The sequence below is a fragment of the Enterococcus wangshanyuanii genome (genome assembly GCF_002197645.1).
Taxonomy (GTDB): Bacteria; Bacillota; Bacilli; order Lactobacillales; family Enterococcaceae; genus Enterococcus_L; species Enterococcus_L wangshanyuanii.
On sequence record NZ_CP021876.1, the window covers coordinates 189766 to 206454 of the forward strand.

Sequence of the window (16689 nt, forward strand, 5' to 3'; positions counted from 1 at the left end):
AACACATAGTTTGGGTATGTGATTTCTAATGAGTTAATTTGACTACCAATCAAATTAACTTTTAGGTCTCTTTTTTTTATTTTAAAATTAGATTAACTTATCTCTAAAATTTTGTAAACTGTTTTTTTATTTTATAATTCCAACATTTCATCGATTCTATTTCTAAGATCCTGCAATTCTTCATCCGTTTTGATACTTAGGATAGTTGTTCTTGCTTGTTCTAAAGCGTATTCGTGTTTTGATAAAATAAGCTCATATTTAGCTGTAATCATTTCCTCTAATCGATCTAATGCTTCATTTCCGAAACTCCGCGTTCCATTATCAAATTCTCTGACATAACTTGGAGAAAGTCCTATTGCTTTTGAAAGCTCAACTCTACTTACATAATAGTTTTTGACCAGAAATTTTAGTAAAAATCGATCATATTCGTTTCTAAACTGCTTACTCCCCTCTTCCATATCTTTCCTCCTTTTGTTGTTACAAACAACAACAATTTACATGATAAGATTACCATAAAAACTAGTTTTAATCAATTCTAAATCATCACCAAATTTTTATTGCTTACAAGAATGTATTGTTAATAGGCTTTATTATCATTATCAATATATTACTAATATATTACTAATATATTCTATTTAGTAATATTTTTAGTAATAGTAACTATAAATGCTGTTGTTTTTGCTTTTCTTTCTTAACTTTATCTTTGTTGTTGTTTTTAACAACGAATTATGGTATTCTATTTTTGTTAGTAATACAGTCTATTTTTAATAGTAATATTTTATATTTAAACAAAATTACTTTTAGCATTAATCTATAAGAAAGAAGGAGAAAAACATGGCAGTAGGAATTACCGTTGCAGCAAACAAAGGCGGAGTTGGAAAGACTCTTATCACTATTAACATCACTGGCGCTCTTAGAAAGGCATTTCCAAATGCAAGAATACTTGTTGTTGATACTGACGCCCAAGGAAATACTACTAAATCTTTTAGAGTAAAAGTAGCCAATGATCAAAATACAATTTATGATGTATTTATGGGGACTGCATCAGTTGAAGATACGATTGTTGGTACATATGATAGTAACATTGACGTTCTACCGGCAAACTCTGATAACAACTACCTAGAGTTTGATAAAATGGAAGAATTTCGAGATACGATCTTGGAATGGTTCGTCGCATTAGTAAAGAAATTTAAAAATAATATCTCTGAACTAATGACTATAGAAGGTCTTAAAAAGAAAATGACAAACATCATCGATCCTAGTTCTAACTATTTCAATGCATTAGCTGGATCATTTGATAAGGTTCAAGAAGAATATGACTTCATTATTTATGATACACCGCCTGAGCTGAAGCAAGTTACTTCTTCTGTACTTTCCATTGCAGACGTGGTAATAGTGCCTTATGAACCTGACTTGAATGGTGTTGACGGAGTTACACACCTAATATCAAGGGTGCTGACACTTAAAGAAAAATACAATCCAAATCTTAGGATTGGCGGTGTTTTAGCGAATAAGGTCTACAATACTAATCTACATGCAAAAATGATTAATTCAATGATGAAATATACTAATAGGAACAATTATCATTATTTTGATACTGAAATACCTAGATCTATTACTTTTGCTGACAAATTAGTTAGAAATGGTCTTCCGATTACAATGAATGACCCAAACAACAAGTTTGCTCAAAATTTTTACAAGCTAATTAATGAAATGAACAGGCTAGGTTTATTGAGTAAAGACGGAAAAATATTAGAGATACCTGTACAATTATATCAAGAAAGCGAGGTTGAAGAATAATGGCTAGAAGAAAAAGAGCAGCTGGAAACTTTAACTCTGCATTTGATGAAGAACTAGAGAATGTAAAGACTCCAGAAGACGATCTTCAAAATGATTCTCTACTGAATTTATCCAATGAAACAGTCTCTGTTGAAGAAAAATTATCTACAAATGAAGAACCGTCTACACACGAGACGACATCCGAAACCGTGCCCTCTTCAGAAAGTTCAAATAAATTTGGGTTGGTTAGAGAAACTCAAAAACATCTCTCGGAAATGATACCTAGAACTTATAAGTTACGCCAGGACACTGTTGATTCCCTAGAAAGCCTTGTTTACAAAGATAAAAAACGTAGTAGAAAGATACCTGGTACAAAAGGTTTTATCTCAGATTTTGTCGATAACGCAATATGGCAACATTTTCTTCAATTAGGACTTATTACAGAAGAAGAAGCTAATAAACACGTTAAAGATTACAGTAAATACCCAATTAATATTGACAATTTTAATGACTATATGAATGAAATTGAAGAAGACTATTAATAGTCTTCTTTTTCATTATATTTATAAAGGTAATACATTAGTAATATATTACCTTTATAAATATAATATATTAGAAATGTATTGTTTCTAAAAATATATTTAAATACTGGAGTTGTCCTATGTTTATCATATTTAGTACTAGCTGTTTCTGCAGTGAGTTACATTCAAATTACAATCCTCTTGAAAGATAATATATTTATAAAGGTAATACATTAGTAATGTATTACCTTTATAAATATATTATCTTGACAATCATTTCGTATTCTTACTCTATCCATTCATTATTATCATCGAAAGGGAAGTGTCAGGATCATGCTTAGGACTATTCGTATTTCCCATTAGGATAATTTCTACCCCGAACATTTTTACTCCTACACCATGTCCAGATACAGCTAAACAAACTTATATTATTTGCCCATTGAGCAAGAAATTCTAATCTAAGACCACGTAACCCTTGTATATCTTATAACTGGATCATACCTTGTATTTCCCATATAGAGTTTGGATCAAACTCGCCATATGCAAATAATGAAAACAATCCGCTTGCTGCTTTCATCATTTGTGCTGATACACACCTAAGGATTGACAAAATACTATTGATCCTCCTGATTTATCCCTTATATAACTCCTACTTGCTTGGTTAAAATGTAACACTCAGCAATTCCTTGGGGGGATAACAAGAGTATACATATATCTCATTTAGAAGCGTGGTTGGGAGAGGGTATCGACGTTTAGCTATCTTGGATACTTAATTATTGTTTAAAGGTAAATTGACATAAGTGAGGATTATTTTAAGTGATTGTCGCAGCAGGGATTTCAAGCACCTAAATTGTAAAATGTGATTGGTCTACCTACGAACTCCTTGTCATTAAGGGCTTTGCGGTAGCAATCTTCGTAATTTACTAGAAGAGTGTTTTGTTGGGTTTGTTTTTTAGATAGGAGTTCATAGAATGTTATATAATCGTTTATCAGCTGAAAAGCGCGAGCAAATCGAAGAGTATCTGAGAGAAGGAGTTTCTCAGGCTGAGACAGCTCTATAACTGGATCAACATAGGCCAACGATCTTTAAAGTGATCTGGAGAAACAGTGAAGGAAGAACAGGAAACTTTGGAACGACTACAAAGGCGACCGTGCATAATACAAAGACTACTTTGAATTACTCTCCAGAACAAATCGCTCATGGTGTACGTAGCATTAATGTATCGACAAATACCATCTATAACTGGATTTATTCTGGTTTGATCAAATTTCCAATAAAGAAGCTACGATTGAAAGGGAAGAGATACCGGAGAAAATATAACAGTAGATTACTGATCGGTCTGAAGCAACTATTCTAAGAACTGATTTTGGTCATTGGGAAGCTAATACAGTACTTTCTAAGCGCGATATAGAAACTTCTCTAGCTACATTCGTAGAACGTAAATCACGGCATTATGTGCCCCTTAAAATGACTCGAAAAGACGGGGCGTATTTGTTGGCAGCTATGGAACGCTTAGTTGAAACGTACACACTGGTGCAAAATCAATTACATGTGATCGCGGAGTTGAGTTCGTGAACTTTCATAATGTAAAACACATGGAGAATACTTACAGTTTTAACATGTATTATGTACACCTTATATGCCACAATAACGCGCTTCAAACGAATATCACAATGGGTATTTTCCAAAACCTACAGACTTCAATAAGGTATCTCATATAAAGATCAATCAACGATCGGCCAAGAAAGCTATTCAAATGGAAGTCAGCAAACCATAAATTCCATTTAGAGTACGCTAAAACCTGAAAGTAATGTTATTCGATAGAAAACGTTTCCAATGCAAAACATTTAAAAAAGCAGAATAAAATTGTATAATGAAAAATATTAAGAATGTTGTTTTGAAGGAATTCGTTTATCGCATTTGATACTGAAATTCAGCCAATCGAGACTACTTTGTATAATATATCTTATGTTAACTAAAGAATGAATAAGACAAATAGACCTTAGATTAACTACCTCTCTATGGATTCAAATACTATCACGGTTTTTTGGTAACTTTTATTCCGTTGACCTATTGAACTGATTAGCTGCAATCAAAAGTTTTTCTACTCATTACACATCCCTTATCATTTGAGGAGGTCTCTTATATGAACGTTATTGATTAACTCTGGCATTAGTTCTTTTAAATAATCTTCAGCAAACTGATCATCAAACAACCAGCGATCAATCGTTTCTTTTTCTAAAATAACCGGCACACGATTATGTATCGCTTCGATTGACTTATTGGCTGCTGTTGTCAAAATAATGCTACGGTTTCCATCTTCAAATTTCTTATAGAATCCTGCCAAATAGAGAATTTCAGAGTCTTTTTCCCTGAAGAGAAATTTTCTTTTCTCCTGGTCCCTCTCGTAAAACCCAGAAGTGGGTAAGACACAACGGGTGCTGCTGAATGCTTTAGCAAACATTTTCTTTTCAGTGACCGTCTCTGATCGAGCATTTATGATCGATTGGGACTTTTTAAACCCATGAAAGCTCCAAGCCATCGCTTCAACATCGATATCGTGATCAGACGTGCCAACTAGTAGAGGGACGGTGTTCGTTGGAAATATTTCTCCGGTCTTGATCTCCTGGTTCTTAGCTTCGATTTTCCTGATAATCTCCTCGATCTCTTTCGAGTCTGTCGGATCTAACAAAAACCTTCCGCACATACGAAAACCCTCCTGTCTGTAGAATAACTTACCATCATTCTACAAGCAGAAGGGGAGATTTGCTAAAATATTGATTTACTAAAAGAACTCTACATCAAGGACAAAACCAATATTCCTTTTTGAATAAGAAATAAGTTGATAATGTAATGAGTTATCCGTTTGATTCGTTGTGTAAAATGTGACGTGAGGATACTCTAAAAAAAAGACAAGTTTCATGAACAGTTGTTTTATATCCTCTTTTTCAAGATCATTTGTGGTAACTTTTAGAATAAAAACATCATTTTCTCTATCAAATGATAGATTCGAATCAATTATATCTTTTTCTTGGTACTCAATAAAGGATCTGATTTCAGCACCTATACCAGGTTCATATTCATGGTTAATCTCATCTGCTATCTTCTTAAAAAAATCTTTCATATTTCTCCTACTTTCTATTTAGGTATATATATCCCTTTAGGTCCAGAAGAATGAACTGAGATAATTCCTCCTCGATCATTCGTAACTACTTTATTACCTCTAGGATCAACATATTCCAAGTTTTTCTCCCCAATTCGTCAATTTTTGATTTCCTTGTTTTCGTATTATTATCAATAATAGCATCGATTCTTTCCGGAGAAAACCCTCTCTCATTCGCTCTTTCCGCGCCATGTTTTGACATTGATCGCCCGCCAGGAGTAACATCACCTGTATCAAGATCATACCCCTCACCGAAACTGCTAAATGCATTCCAAATCGTTCCAACTCCATGAGTCATTGCAGCCGCACCACTTGCAGTAACTGCTGGACTTAGTGTTGCAGTTGCTCCACCTGTAAACGGCGTACCTGCAAGTGAAGCAGCATTACCACCTACTAGCCAAGAAAAACCACCAATAAACTCAGCTGCACCACCTGCGACTGAAAGAAGGTCTCCCACAAACTGTGCAACGGCATACGGCTTAGTTCCTACAGAATCAGTATCAAGTGTACGTTCTCCCATTAAGGCACTCAGTCCGAAGTTTTCATAAATTTTATCTGCAATCCCTACACCAAAAGCCTTTAATGCATTCCAATTATTTGTTGCGATTGCTTCCTGGACTGCTATAGTCATTTTAGGATCGAATATACCATCCACATAGACACCTGTTACGTTTCCAAATTCATCAAAAGTATAAGTAATCTCTTGATTTTCTAATCGGTGAGTTTCTACTTTTGCATCGATCTTTTTCTGTCTCTTGTCCCAAGCACGGCTGATCGGCTTTGCCCAAGACATATTCATTCTTCCTAGATCAAATGTTCCGGAAGAAGCATTCCATGCGGCACCTTTTCGACTTCGGCTAATCCAGCATCAAAGTTGGCCAACTGTGCTTCAAAATCAGCGAAAAGACCTGGAGAACTGGCATGAAAAGCATAGAGCTTCTGAAGCTTTTCTTCACTTTCTCTGATAGCTGCCTGTACATGCATGTAACGTTGTTCTAGTCCTTGATTGGGTTCTTTCTCTTTATCCATTCGTTGGGCCATACTTTGTAAAGTCAAATTGCCTTGTGCGATCACTGCCTTCAGCTGCTCCTCGATCACATCGCAGGTATCGACTTGTGATTGAAACTCTTCAGGAAACTTACTGTGTGCTTCAATCAATGCTTCACATACCAGGATAAATCCACTGGCTAAAGTTGGATAAACTGCAGAAAAATATTGCTTCGCAGAATCATACGTTTTACCGGATAAAGGCGCACTCATAAAATGACTGACACTATCTTTTAGAACACCACTAAACTGGACATACTGAACGGCCATCTGTTTCGCAGCAGCACTTTGACTGTTGACTTCGCCAACAAAAAAATCTACTCCCATTCGTCCGCACCCACTTCCTGATCAAGCAGCTGCTTTCTTTCCAATACAGTTGATCTTCTTGGTCCATAAGGTTCTTCTTCTCTGCCAAAAGTTCTTCTGATCGTTCCTCGACTTGCAAGCGTTGTTTTTGTTGTAGTGAGCGTGCTTCAGCTTCTAACTCAACAAAGTAATGTTGCTTTTCTGCTCCTTGATTCGCTTCCATCAATTCCTGGTAAAAGCGCTGTTCCAAGTTTTGGATCTCACCATAGTCATATTCAGCTTCAGCCAGCTTTCTCAGTTCTCTTTGATTGCTTTCTTGTTCTAAATCCAGTTGTGTGAGTTCCAGCTGGATCATCGCTTCTCTATCTACCTGTTTCATTTGAACGTCACTCCATTAAAAAGGTTCGTCATACTGGCATTTATCTTTTGATCGATTGCCGCAAACTCTTTGGCCACGGAATGAATATTATTTCCATCACGAGCAATTGCATTTGATAACCGTTGCCCTCTACTATGTACGCTTGTTAAGCTATTCTTTGCGTTCGTGTTGCCACTGACAGACGTGCGCTCTGCCAACGACGTTACCGCATTGACCGAAGACAATCCGCTTGCTGCTTTACTCATTTGTGCTGATACACCACCAGCGATCGATAAACTACTATTATCCCCATAATTTTCTCCTTTTTGTCTAGTTTCCACTAGTTTAACACAAAAAGAGGAGTATTTTTTCCATTAATAACAGGATTACATTTCAAATATAGAAAAAATCTGTCTAATTTCTCGAATAAAGAATCAGACAGATTAATGATGTGGCGGAAAGATCCGCTGAATTTAGTTTAACTCATTCATCATGAATCAACAACTCTATTACAAAACTAAAGAGCTACCTACGACCCTACATCCATAAATTGGCTCTAGCTTGTCTCCAAATTTGTATAGATTTAAAGATTTGTTCAACATAAAGGTGGTCAGTAGTTGATTCGCTTCAATGGTGATACTTTCTGCAGCATATAGAACCAATTTGTTTTGCTCTTTTTCTATTCGACCAACGCCGAATAACTGATCATTCAATTCAATTTTGAAATCATACATCACATTGTTTGCATATCTACTGACAGAATGGTCAAAATATCTGTTGCTCTCACCAAATCCCCCTTTTCCTTTTTGTCTATGAATGAAATGCATTTCATATACCATTCGTTCTATAATTGTGCTATAATAAGAATGAAAAGAGAGATATGCTCTAACATATCTCTCTAATGTAGAACCGTTTAAGACGGTAGCAGAATTTAATTAGTTATAAAAATAACCGTTATCCGGCCAAATGAACCACTCCCTGTCAAGTAGACAGTGGAAATAAAAAAATATCACATTTACTTCTAGTTAAATTTGACTAGAAGTTTTTTATATAGCTAATTCTCTATATTCTGCTGGAGTTAAGCCATCGAATTTAGGAACATACCTTTTGTTCATGTAGAAATTAATATACGTATCAATTCCAGCTTTTAATTGATTAAATGAATCAAAATTTTTATGATAATAATATTCTGACTTTAAAGTTCCCAAAAAGATTCAATTGGTTGATTGTCTAAGCATTTTCCAGGTCGTGACATACTTGTTTGAAAACCATAACGATCCTTCATATTGCTATATTCTCTTGAGGTATATTGATACCCTCTGTCGGTGTGGATAGTTAATTGATTATTTGAATTACCTTTTAGTCCCTGTTTTAAAGTACTCATTACCAATTCATTATCATTTCTCTTACTGATAACGTAAGAAACAACACTCATATCATATGTATCGATAATTGCACTCAAATAAGCCTTCTCATGATTGCCATAAAATAGATAACTAACGTCTGTAAACCATTTTCGTTCGGTTTTGACGCCATGAAAATTACGATTAATTAGATTTTTCAGCAGTATGAACTGGAGTATTCTTAACCCAATTAGGGCGTTTTCTTCTAATTTCAGGAGTTAGTGACATGTTCCTCATCAGTCTACGTATAGCTTTTATATTTATATTCCAATTAAGCTCACGTTTAAGAGCGTAGTGCATGCGAACAACACCAAATATTCTATCAGATTCTAAAAATATTCTCTTTATCTCTTTGCAATTTTTTCTGTTGTTAGTTCGAGGGCAGAAGGTTCGTTTTTTAGCCATTTATAATATCCACTACGGCTAACGCCAATAACTTTACAAAGCTTGGCAATACTGTGTCCTTGTTCTTTATGCAGTTCATAGACAACAACGTAACAATTTTCCTTCCTTGATAAAGAAAACGGTCGTCTTTCTTTACCTGTGCCTTGTAACTTTTTTACAATAGCATTTTCAACCTCCAAATAATCATTCCTTGCTCGCAATTGCTTATTCTCTAAGCGTAAACGATCTAACTCGTTAATTCTTCATTCTTTTCTTTATTTTTCCCACGACGATCACGTAGACCATCAAATCCTAGACGATTATATTTTTGTATCCATGAGTATATTTGTTGATAGGAGACATCATACCGTTTAACTGCTGCTTGGTAGTCATTATCTAATGATAACACGTACTGAACAATTTCAATTCTTTGAGTATATGTTGTTTTAGTTTGCTTAGACATTGTGGAAAGACCAGCTCTTTTCTGTTTGAATTGTTTTCCACTAGTATAGCTGCTAACCCAAGATCTAAGAACCCCTGTATCAGTAATTCTATATTTTCTTAGTACCTCTATTTGATTCAAACCTTTATACAAGAAATCCTCAACAGCTGCCAATTTAACTTCACGTGAGTATTTTAAACTTCTACTGTAAGCATTTAACCCTTCTACTCCCCATGAATTGTATTTCCTAATCCAATCGTTTATTGTTGATTTTGAGATATTATATTTTTTACTAGCAGAACTTGAAGTTTCTTTTTTCTCTTTGATTTCACGAACGATTTCTATTTTTTTATCATTTGGCACTCTTTTTCTATACAAAAAAACACTCCCCTTGTCACTAGTTTTGTTTTTCTAGTGTCTACTCTATGGGGAGTGTATCAAAAGATAAGACGGTTATTTTTTTTGTCGTTTTTAAGCATGGTCCACAATCAATTTAATCAAAGCAATGGTAAACATACCAAACTTAGAATCAATTGTATTGTTTCTAATGCGGACAAAAGGCTTTCTCCTTTCATAGATTTCAGTACTTACTTTCATAAGCACCACCACCCTCCGGAAGTAGCCACCGTCATAACTTTTCTACATTGATTAGTATATACACTTGATATTTTTCTTTTTACTTTTTTCTAAAGACTAATCAATTTCTTTTGGAGAATCTATCTCCAATTTCTAACATAAGGTTTCCTGCTATTGTATTTTACTTTGGTTCAATTCTGTCGGCTATTGTTTTTTCGTTTTAGTTCAGCTGCCGACCATACTTTATCAACCACTTCTTTTTTTCTGTAATTGTTAGTATTAGCATAATAAATTGAAGAACCAATAAAGCAATGAGAATACCAATACATACATTAATTATTATCATAAGCAACTTCCTTTCTAATCCTTTTTGGGAATCATTCAATTCGTTTAGAAAAATATCTGTTTTTGAAATAATCCAAACGATCACTACTGACCTCATTACATATGAATGTAATTCATGCTCCATTTCATTGTATAAATCTTTTAAGCTGCTGTTGACTGCTTCAACATCGCCCTTGTCTTCAGCATTTCTAAAGTCACTTATAATTTCAGGAATGTTTACAAAATTCACATCCATTTATATCACTTCTTTCTGATCCTTTTTGATACTTTTCTCTTTTTCAATTAATTCAGCAATTTTTTCTAGTTCATAAATATAACTAGGTTCTTGAAAATTAAATGATATGTTAAACAAGGTTCCTCTTATAGTACTTAGGCTTTTAAAAGCAAAATCAAATAAATACAGAACATCTGATAAATAAATTGGATTTGACTGTATCAAATTTTCTCGACTTTCCTCATTTGATATACGTTTATCTAAATGTGCAAATCTCTGTTTCGAATTTTTTTTTAAATGTGATATCGGTTTTTCTAAACTATCCAATTCTTCTTCCATTTGAACAAGTTCAGACTTTAATTTCTCATATGTTGTGTGTTGATTATAGCCAGTCTTTTTGTAGTAATCTTCCGTAAATAATCATTTGAAATCCTGATAATCTTAGGTACTGAATGAGAATCTTTATTATCATACAATTTGGAAGCTGTAATAGAACATCTCCAACCATAACGTTTTGTGTATAAGCAAAATAATCTCCATATTCACTAAGAGCATTATTTTTTTTTTTGTTACTTCAGACACAGCTAATATCGCTGGCGTAGGTTTTTTTTTGTTCCTAATATTTGTTTAAATATCCATTTAATACTTCTTTCTAGCTTTTCTAGTTGATTTTTTTGATTCATAATTTTCACTTCCTCATTTTTAGATCTTTTTGAGAATTACGAAAAAATCACTTGAACGTAAAATTCACGAATTTATGTTTACATACCATCTAATAGATTCAAACTTCAGTATGTTGTGTGATTTTAGTATTTCTCTGTAAAATGGTCCTTTAAAATTCATATTACTCACTTCACTTGGAACTTTGGCAACACCACTTTTTTTCCTTTATCATCAATGAAGTCTTGATCAATATTTGGCCATAGAAAATCTTCCAACTTGCAACATTTGGATTCCTTCTCTAGCACTTCAGAATCTGTATAACTATCCTTTAAGTTTACTAGTCCTTTTTCTGTCACATCACCATAAAAAGTTAACCCTGGTATATTCTTCTTTTGAAATCTTTAAACTCCATTTATTCGCCTTCTTTCTGATCCTTTTTGACGTATAGTTCGCTATTATGAGTTTGGCCATTGTCCTGGCATCAACGATCGTTCGTTTCTAGTTGTTGTTTACCTGGTAGATCTCGCACTGCAGCTGGCAGAAATCAACTACTTTTACGAACGATCTTTTTAAGACTTTTAGTGATCTTTCTACATAAGTTGCCATTCATTTATTATTTTCTTTAAAAAAACCAGCCAGTTCTTGGTTTTTACGTTCTATAGTTGAGCTTCAATCGTTTTATTTTTGAGCAACCCATAAAAGATAGGCTGCTTCTTCTTCTGTCATTTCGATACTGATCAATTCTCTTACCTTCTTTCTAATCCTTTTGAGAATATCCTCATTTACTTTTGCGTATTCAAATAATTCAATTATTTTTCCAAGAGGAACATTGTTCAGATCATAATCGCCTTTTCTTATCTTACTTATCGTACTTTTGACACGCTAGTATCTTCACCTATCCTATATCCAGTGATAAGTAGTTACCTTTTGAGTCTTTCTTGCTTATTAACAGCTTGATTAAATCAAATCTATACTCATAGTTACCTCCAAAGACTTGCTACTAAGTCTGTTTTTTGTATAATATACTTAGTAGAAGTTTTAGCTAGTCAGGCTATTTTGTTACAGAGGTTTGTTCTGTATCAGCAGAGTAAACCTCTTTTTGTTCTTGTTGAAATAGTCAATTTCTGAGAAGGTAGCTTCGCGACACTCAATTTGAAGTTGAGTATTTGTCACATAAGATTCATTAAATTTTCTAAATAAATAGATTTGATTTTGTAGAAGATCCCTTCTTTATCAACTATTTTAAAAATTCCAAAATTCACACCTGCATAGTAATTGTTTATCTTTTCATAAAATTACACTTCCTTTCTTTATATACTTATTATATAGTATATTTATATATACGTCAATATAAATATACTGGTTTGGGGATATTTTTTACAAAAAAAGAAGTGCCCTAGACACCTCTTTTACTGATCCTTTTTAGGAGAAAATGATATTGTCTGTCTTTCCCCATTTTTTTCGAAAAATTATGTACCCCCTTCAAAATCCCCGTTTGATTCTATTACATTGCTTTCATCAATACCTAATTCATTACAACGATCTGCAAAGATTAGTTTTGCTGTTTCTTTATTTGGTAATACTGTTTTAGAAACTCCTTGATTTGTTTCTAGTACTATTTCATATTTCATAATACTCTCCTTTTACAATCTTTTTTAGGAATATAGCCAATTCATTACATATAGAACGTATTTTATTGTACATATCTCTCAAATCGTTATTGACTTTTTCAACATAGATTTAATCTTTAATTGTTGACCGCTTCTTTAACAAATTCAATCGTCTCATCTAAACAATTTTTTTGCTTCTGAGGTTGTGTAATCAAATTGATAATCATGCGTTATTGTTTTTTCAACATCCTTGTAAAAAAGTGATTTTACAGGAACTGATAGTTCTTTTAGTCTATTTGCAAAAGTAATCCCTTGATCTTGGAAAGAATATGAATTGCCATCAGAAATATAGGTTGGTGGAAAATCGTTGGTAAGTTTATCTACTAATGATGCCTGCTTCAGCTCTGAGCTATCTTTCCAGTCCTTTGTTCCTAGTAAAGACCATGCAACCGTGTTAACAAAGAACTTCATGACCCATTCATCAGATGATTGCTGCTTAATCTCTTCTAAATCTACGGGACCACAATAAGAGATAAATCCACTTATATTATCTTCTGGAATCACTTTTTTCATCCCCATGCTCTTTGCATACTTTGAATTGGTCTGAATGGATAAAAATTGTCCTGCAATTTGAGAACCTGCTGAGTCACCTCCGAAAATGATTTTATTAAAAATTCAACATTGGGTACTGCTTTGTCATTTTTTTTTATCGAATTATAGGCAGCCTCGACTTGTTTCACTTGGCCTGGGTAATTTAAGCTTGGAGCCCACTCATAATTCAATGAAACTACTGCTACTTGGGCACGATCAGCTAAGTATGTCGCATATTCTTTTACACCTTCTTTGTCACCACCAACATATCCACCCATGTACCCAAAAACAATTGGAACTGATTTGTGAATTTCTTTTTGGATAATATAAATCAAATGTACTTTTTTTATATTCTGATTGGTAAACAAGGCTTTTTTAACTGTGATATTAGTATTACTTTTTTCATAGGATACTTTATCCGTAATTTTCACGTCTCCATTAAACACATACCCAATCAAAAAGGCACCCGGACGCGGCGACACTTGAAAGCGATTAATATAATCACTCCAAAGATTACTAAGAAGCCCATTAACCATAAAAAAACTGTTTTATTTTTCCCATAAAGCTACCTCTTTTTCCTTAGAATAGTTCATGACACATTTATTCACTGAGCTCAATTCAATTTAATATTCAACATTATACAATCATGAACCTTTAGTTATTGATCACTATTTGTAATTGTATTCAGTATATCTCTCATAACAATAACTAACTTCAACCCATTTTAAAATTGACAATGTTATTTCGTTCATTTAACATTACATGTAAAGGAACAAGCTTTTATACTAAAAACGAGCGTTTTCGATAATTTATCTACTCACTGATTTAATAAACATAAAATACTGATATTGCTGGAAGTTGTCTTAGTTTTGGGGCAGCTTTTTTATTTTGTCAAAAACGCCGTTTTTGACAATCCTCAGAGCGCTCATTCAAGATAGTACCTCAGTTTAAAAATTGAAACGGCCTTAGAATCTCTCTGTCATTAACGTAGATTTATGATAAATAGAATTTGACATAAGTTTTGGTAATATTTTGACCTGTTTACTGTTTATAAGTCTTCAGTATTATATTCTGTGTATCCTTCGTAGTAATAACTAACATCGATACCTTTCATATATGTTTCACGATCGTTTACTAAAGAAGTTAAGGCATGCTTGATTAAATGAGAAATTTCCAAATCATTAATTGGACTACGTTCCATTGCAGAAAGATAGTCTTCTTTATTAATCAGATTCCAATCAATTACTTTGCTGAGTTCTTGTTTAAGAATCAGATCCAGCCATATTCTTGTACTACGACCATTTCCCTCACGGAATGGATGTGCAATATTCATCTCAACGTACTTTGCTACAATTTCATCAATATTAGATTGTGGCATTTGATCAATATGATCTAAAGAAACCTTTAAGTACATCACCGGCGCAAATCGAAAGTTTCCTTTAGCAATATTCACCGTTCTAATTTCACCGGCGAAGTCATAAATATCTGAAAAAAGGTATCGATGAATATCAGCTAGCCCTTTGAATGTTCCCACTTCTAGTTTATCAATATCACCACTATCGTATAATTTCTTTGCATTCGATTTACTGATCTTTTCTTCTACTCTTGCCAATTCAACTTGATTTGTAATGCCTAATTTATTTGTTAACATTTTTCCCCTCCGGTTCTGTTTTCTTTTATCTAATAGCAACCTTAATCGACTAATTTCTGTTGTTTCACTTAAAAAAAAGACGTGTTTCTTCTATTATATAGTAAATTATCTACGCTTATAAATCTAAGCTCATAACTGCAGTATCTTTGTCTTCTTGTGTGATCCCAATATAACGTAATGTCTCCCGCTGCGATGAATGGTTTAACAACTCTTGAATGATCTCTATATGCGTTCCATTTTTATAAAGAAAGTAGCCAAACGTTTTACGCATCGAGTGACTCCCAATATTTTTTCATCCCCTTTTTCCTGCTTTACTTAAACATCCCAAAGTGCTTGTCGACTTAATGGACTATCATTTCCTTTTCGGCTTGGAAATAAGAAATGATCAAACTCATGATTTGCTACCTGAGTTGGAAAGGAATCATTCACATACTCCAGGATCTGTTTTCTCAATTTATTCGAAATAATAATTGAATTATGTTTGCCGGTCTTTTGCTCTTTCATTTCTAATCGATCTTTCGTGATCACTCGACCACGAGAGATCATCAAGACGTCTGATAATTTCAATCGACGCAAATCTGAAATCCGATAGGCCGTATTTATTCCGATCGAAAACAGCAGCACATTTCTCGGTCCCATTTTTCCTGAAGACAAAATCGCCTTCATCGCATCGATCTGCTTTTTTTCTCGAATCGGTTGGACAATTTTCATAAAAAATCCCTCTTTTTATTAATATGACTTAATACCATTATACTATAGTTTTAGTCATATTCAAATAAACTATAAAACAATAGACTTACTCAGACAGTGAATAATCCTTAGAGCCACCTAACTTTAGCGGACTTAAGCGAATAAGACACAACTAGCTTGTGTCAGATTCATATAAATAATATATTTAGACTGAATTATTATATTTTGCACTAGTTACTATAACACGTTATAGTAACTAGTGAGAAAGGAGTTTTTTATTATGTCCAACATCAAAACGATCGAAAAAGAAATTGAAAAAATCCTTATTAAAGACAAACGCTCCTGGGTTCGATTATTTGAATTAATCCGAGAAGTTGAAATAGGGACTTTATGGAAACCAGAACATCAATCATTCACGCGTTGGATCAGACACTTAGCTTATGAGTCTGGAGTAACAGAGTCATTAATTTGGAAACGAAAAAAAGCAGGAGAAATTTATTCCGATTACCAAAAGAGAGCAATAGAGAAAGGAATTGCTGTTCCAAGAATTGAAGACGTTGAAGTCAGTCCGGATAATTTTGAATTGGTCGAGAAGATTAGTCAGGGAAATAAAGAGATAAAAGACGATTTAATGGGAAAAGTCCTTCAAAAGGATCTAAAACGTTCAGATTTATTGAGTGCCTGGCGCTCGGGTCAAAACAATTCGGCAAGGGGAAGAAGGAAACATCATAAAAAAGAATAGCCACTCTGAAGTTGGCCGCTCTGAAAAAGAAAAAGAACTAGCAATATCTGTTACCGATTTGCGGTTTCTTTAACCTATAGTTCCTGGTTGAACAACTTTTCTGATCTAAACCTGGATACGCTAGTGACTCATTCATACAAAAAAGTGTATAAGCTGCTGCCTAAATTTTCCTTTTACTCTTCTTTAACTGATCGATTACATAA

Annotated in this window: 22 protein-coding genes and 1 pseudogene; 3 read left to right on the plus strand and 20 right to left on the minus strand. The window is 33.7% G+C overall.

What is annotated here, in order from left to right; translation table 11 throughout:
• Positions 1-131 precede the first annotated feature (131 nt).
• Positions 132-458, minus strand: a complete 327-nt coding sequence (locus CC204_RS20405) for a helix-turn-helix domain-containing protein (protein ID WP_088271868.1) — start codon at positions 456-458, stop codon at positions 132-134.
• A 376-nt stretch (positions 459-834) separates the two neighbouring features.
• Here CC204_RS20405 and CC204_RS20410 point away from each other — a divergent pair, with 376 nt between their 5' ends.
• Positions 835-1800 (plus strand): ParA family protein, encoded by a 966-nt coding sequence (locus CC204_RS20410; protein ID WP_088271869.1) that lies wholly within the window; start codon positions 835-837, stop codon positions 1798-1800.
• Positions 1800-2321 (plus strand): hypothetical protein, encoded by a 522-nt coding sequence (locus CC204_RS20415; protein ID WP_088271870.1) that lies wholly within the window; start codon positions 1800-1802, stop codon positions 2319-2321. Before CC204_RS20410 ends, CC204_RS20415 begins: the two co-directional genes overlap by 1 nt.
• A gap of 2105 nt (positions 2322-4426) precedes the next feature.
• Here CC204_RS20415 and CC204_RS20425 read toward each other — a convergent pair.
• The 19 genes and pseudogenes from CC204_RS20425 to CC204_RS20495 form a co-directional block, all read right to left on the minus strand.
• Entirely contained in the window at positions 4427-5008 is a 582-nt protein-coding gene (locus tag CC204_RS20425) for an SOS response-associated peptidase (RefSeq protein WP_088271871.1), read from the minus strand.
• 78 nt (positions 5009-5086) lie between these two features.
• A complete protein-coding gene (locus CC204_RS20430) occupies positions 5087-5425 on the minus strand; it encodes a hypothetical protein (protein WP_088271872.1) in 339 nt (112 codons plus the stop codon).
• Positions 5426-5510: 85 nt separating this feature from the next.
• Complete coding sequence (locus CC204_RS21630) at positions 5511-6257, minus strand: hypothetical protein (protein WP_227011288.1); 747 nt, start codon at positions 6255-6257, stop codon at positions 5511-5513.
• Between the two features lie 11 nt (positions 6258-6268).
• A complete protein-coding gene (locus CC204_RS21635) occupies positions 6269-6838 on the minus strand; it encodes a T7SS effector LXG polymorphic toxin (RefSeq protein WP_227011289.1) in 570 nt (189 codons plus the stop codon).
• Positions 6756-7196, minus strand: a complete 441-nt coding sequence (locus tag CC204_RS20440) for a DUF3958 family protein (protein ID WP_088271936.1) — start codon at positions 7194-7196, stop codon at positions 6756-6758. The genes CC204_RS21635 and CC204_RS20440 overlap by 83 nt, the downstream gene beginning before the upstream one ends.
• Positions 7193-7516 carry a TIGR04197 family type VII secretion effector gene (locus CC204_RS20445; protein ID WP_227011290.1) on the minus strand — a complete coding sequence of 108 codons (324 nt, stop codon included), beginning with the start codon at positions 7514-7516 and terminating at the stop codon, positions 7193-7195. Before CC204_RS20445 ends, CC204_RS20440 begins: the two co-directional genes overlap by 4 nt.
• A 168-nt stretch (positions 7517-7684) precedes the next feature.
• Positions 7685-8002, minus strand: a complete 318-nt coding sequence (locus CC204_RS20450; RefSeq protein WP_088271937.1) for a hypothetical protein — start codon at positions 8000-8002, stop codon at positions 7685-7687.
• A gap of 219 nt (positions 8003-8221) precedes the next feature.
• Complete coding sequence (locus CC204_RS21905) at positions 8222-8383, minus strand: IS3 family transposase (protein ID WP_157894347.1); 162 nt, start codon at positions 8381-8383, stop codon at positions 8222-8224.
• The gene (locus CC204_RS20460) at positions 8371-8793 is read right to left on the minus strand and encodes a DDE-type integrase/transposase/recombinase (protein ID WP_088271939.1); all 423 of its coding nucleotides are present in this window, start codon (positions 8791-8793) and stop codon (positions 8371-8373) included. The genes CC204_RS21905 and CC204_RS20460 overlap by 13 nt, the downstream gene beginning before the upstream one ends.
• The gene (locus tag CC204_RS21910; protein ID WP_088271940.1) at positions 8723-8983 is read right to left on the minus strand and encodes an IS3 family transposase; all 261 of its coding nucleotides are present in this window, start codon (positions 8981-8983) and stop codon (positions 8723-8725) included. Before CC204_RS21910 ends, CC204_RS20460 begins: the two co-directional genes overlap by 71 nt.
• The gene (locus tag CC204_RS21320; protein WP_162288381.1) at positions 8923-9162 is read right to left on the minus strand and encodes a hypothetical protein; all 240 of its coding nucleotides are present in this window, start codon (positions 9160-9162) and stop codon (positions 8923-8925) included. The genes CC204_RS21910 and CC204_RS21320 overlap by 61 nt, the downstream gene beginning before the upstream one ends.
• A 47-nt stretch (positions 9163-9209) precedes the next feature.
• Positions 9210-9782 carry a helix-turn-helix domain-containing protein gene (locus CC204_RS20470; RefSeq protein ID WP_088271941.1) on the minus strand — a complete coding sequence of 191 codons (573 nt, stop codon included), beginning with the start codon at positions 9780-9782 and terminating at the stop codon, positions 9210-9212.
• A 418-nt stretch (positions 9783-10200) separates the two neighbouring features.
• The gene (locus CC204_RS20475) at positions 10201-10560 is read right to left on the minus strand and encodes a hypothetical protein (RefSeq protein WP_088271942.1); all 360 of its coding nucleotides are present in this window, start codon (positions 10558-10560) and stop codon (positions 10201-10203) included.
• A complete protein-coding gene (locus CC204_RS20480) occupies positions 10561-10878 on the minus strand; it encodes a hypothetical protein (RefSeq protein WP_088271943.1) in 318 nt (105 codons plus the stop codon).
• 1793 nt (positions 10879-12671) lie between these two features.
• Positions 12672-12833, minus strand: coding sequence for a hypothetical protein (locus CC204_RS21300; protein ID WP_157894348.1), 162 nt, complete (start codon positions 12831-12833; stop codon positions 12672-12674).
• A 153-nt stretch (positions 12834-12986) separates the two neighbouring features.
• Positions 12987-13487, minus strand: a complete 501-nt coding sequence (locus CC204_RS21915; protein ID WP_418253326.1) for an alpha/beta hydrolase fold domain-containing protein — start codon at positions 13485-13487, stop codon at positions 12987-12989.
• Positions 13382-13834, minus strand: coding sequence for an alpha/beta hydrolase (locus tag CC204_RS21920; RefSeq protein ID WP_418253323.1), 453 nt, complete (start codon positions 13832-13834; stop codon positions 13382-13384). The genes CC204_RS21915 and CC204_RS21920 overlap by 106 nt, the downstream gene beginning before the upstream one ends.
• A 617-nt stretch (positions 13835-14451) precedes the next feature.
• Positions 14452-15054 (minus strand): protein adenylyltransferase Fic, encoded by a 603-nt coding sequence (fic, locus tag CC204_RS20490; RefSeq protein ID WP_088271888.1) that lies wholly within the window; start codon positions 15052-15054, stop codon positions 14452-14454.
• Between the two features lie 115 nt (positions 15055-15169).
• A pseudogene (locus CC204_RS20495) lies at positions 15170-15765 on the minus strand (tyrosine-type recombinase/integrase).
• A gap of 259 nt (positions 15766-16024) precedes the next feature.
• On the opposite strand from CC204_RS20495, the gene CC204_RS20500 reads away from it, so the two are divergent.
• Positions 16025-16486 carry a hypothetical protein gene (locus CC204_RS20500; protein WP_088271944.1) on the plus strand — a complete coding sequence of 154 codons (462 nt, stop codon included), beginning with the start codon at positions 16025-16027 and terminating at the stop codon, positions 16484-16486.
• Positions 16487-16689: the final 203 nt, after the last annotated feature.

Excerpts from the sequence above, each read along its gene's own strand:
- CC204_RS21635 (WP_227011289.1), bottom strand. The coding sequence starts at position 6,838 with ATGGGAGTAGATTTTTTTGTTGGCGAAGTCAACAGTCAAAGTGCTGCT.
- CC204_RS20415 (WP_088271870.1), top strand. The coding sequence starts at position 1,800 with ATGGCTAGAAGAAAAAGAGCAGCTGGAAACTTTAACTCTGCATTTGAT.
- CC204_RS20410 (WP_088271869.1), top strand. The coding sequence starts at position 835 with ATGGCAGTAGGAATTACCGTTGCAGCAAACAAAGGCGGAGTTGGAAAG.
- CC204_RS20430 (WP_088271872.1), bottom strand. The coding sequence starts at position 5,425 with ATGAAAGATTTTTTTAAGAAGATAGCAGATGAGATTAACCATGAATAT.
- fic (WP_088271888.1), bottom strand. The coding sequence starts at position 15,054 with ATGTTAACAAATAAATTAGGCATTACAAATCAAGTTGAATTGGCAAGA.
- CC204_RS21300 (WP_157894348.1), bottom strand. The coding sequence starts at position 12,833 with ATGAAATATGAAATAGTACTAGAAACAAATCAAGGAGTTTCTAAAACA.
- CC204_RS20425 (WP_088271871.1), bottom strand. The coding sequence starts at position 5,008 with ATGTGCGGAAGGTTTTTGTTAGATCCGACAGACTCGAAAGAGATCGAG.
- CC204_RS20500 (WP_088271944.1), top strand. The coding sequence starts at position 16,025 with ATGTCCAACATCAAAACGATCGAAAAAGAAATTGAAAAAATCCTTATT.
- CC204_RS20440 (WP_088271936.1), bottom strand. The coding sequence starts at position 7,196 with ATGAAACAGGTAGATAGAGAAGCGATGATCCAGCTGGAACTCACACAA.
- CC204_RS21910 (WP_088271940.1), bottom strand. The coding sequence starts at position 8,983 with ATGGCTAAAAAACGAACCTTCTGCCCTCGAACTAACAACAGAAAAAAT.
- CC204_RS20405 (WP_088271868.1), bottom strand. The coding sequence starts at position 458 with ATGGAAGAGGGGAGTAAGCAGTTTAGAAACGAATATGATCGATTTTTA.
- CC204_RS20450 (WP_088271937.1), bottom strand. The coding sequence starts at position 8,002 with ATGCATTTCATTCATAGACAAAAAGGAAAAGGGGGATTTGGTGAGAGC.
- CC204_RS20475 (WP_088271942.1), bottom strand. The coding sequence starts at position 10,560 with ATGGATGTGAATTTTGTAAACATTCCTGAAATTATAAGTGACTTTAGA.
- CC204_RS20480 (WP_088271943.1), bottom strand. The coding sequence starts at position 10,878 with ATGGAAGAAGAATTGGATAGTTTAGAAAAACCGATATCACATTTAAAA.
- CC204_RS21630 (WP_227011288.1), bottom strand. The coding sequence starts at position 6,257 with ATGTCTTGGGCAAAGCCGATCAGCCGTGCTTGGGACAAGAGACAGAAA.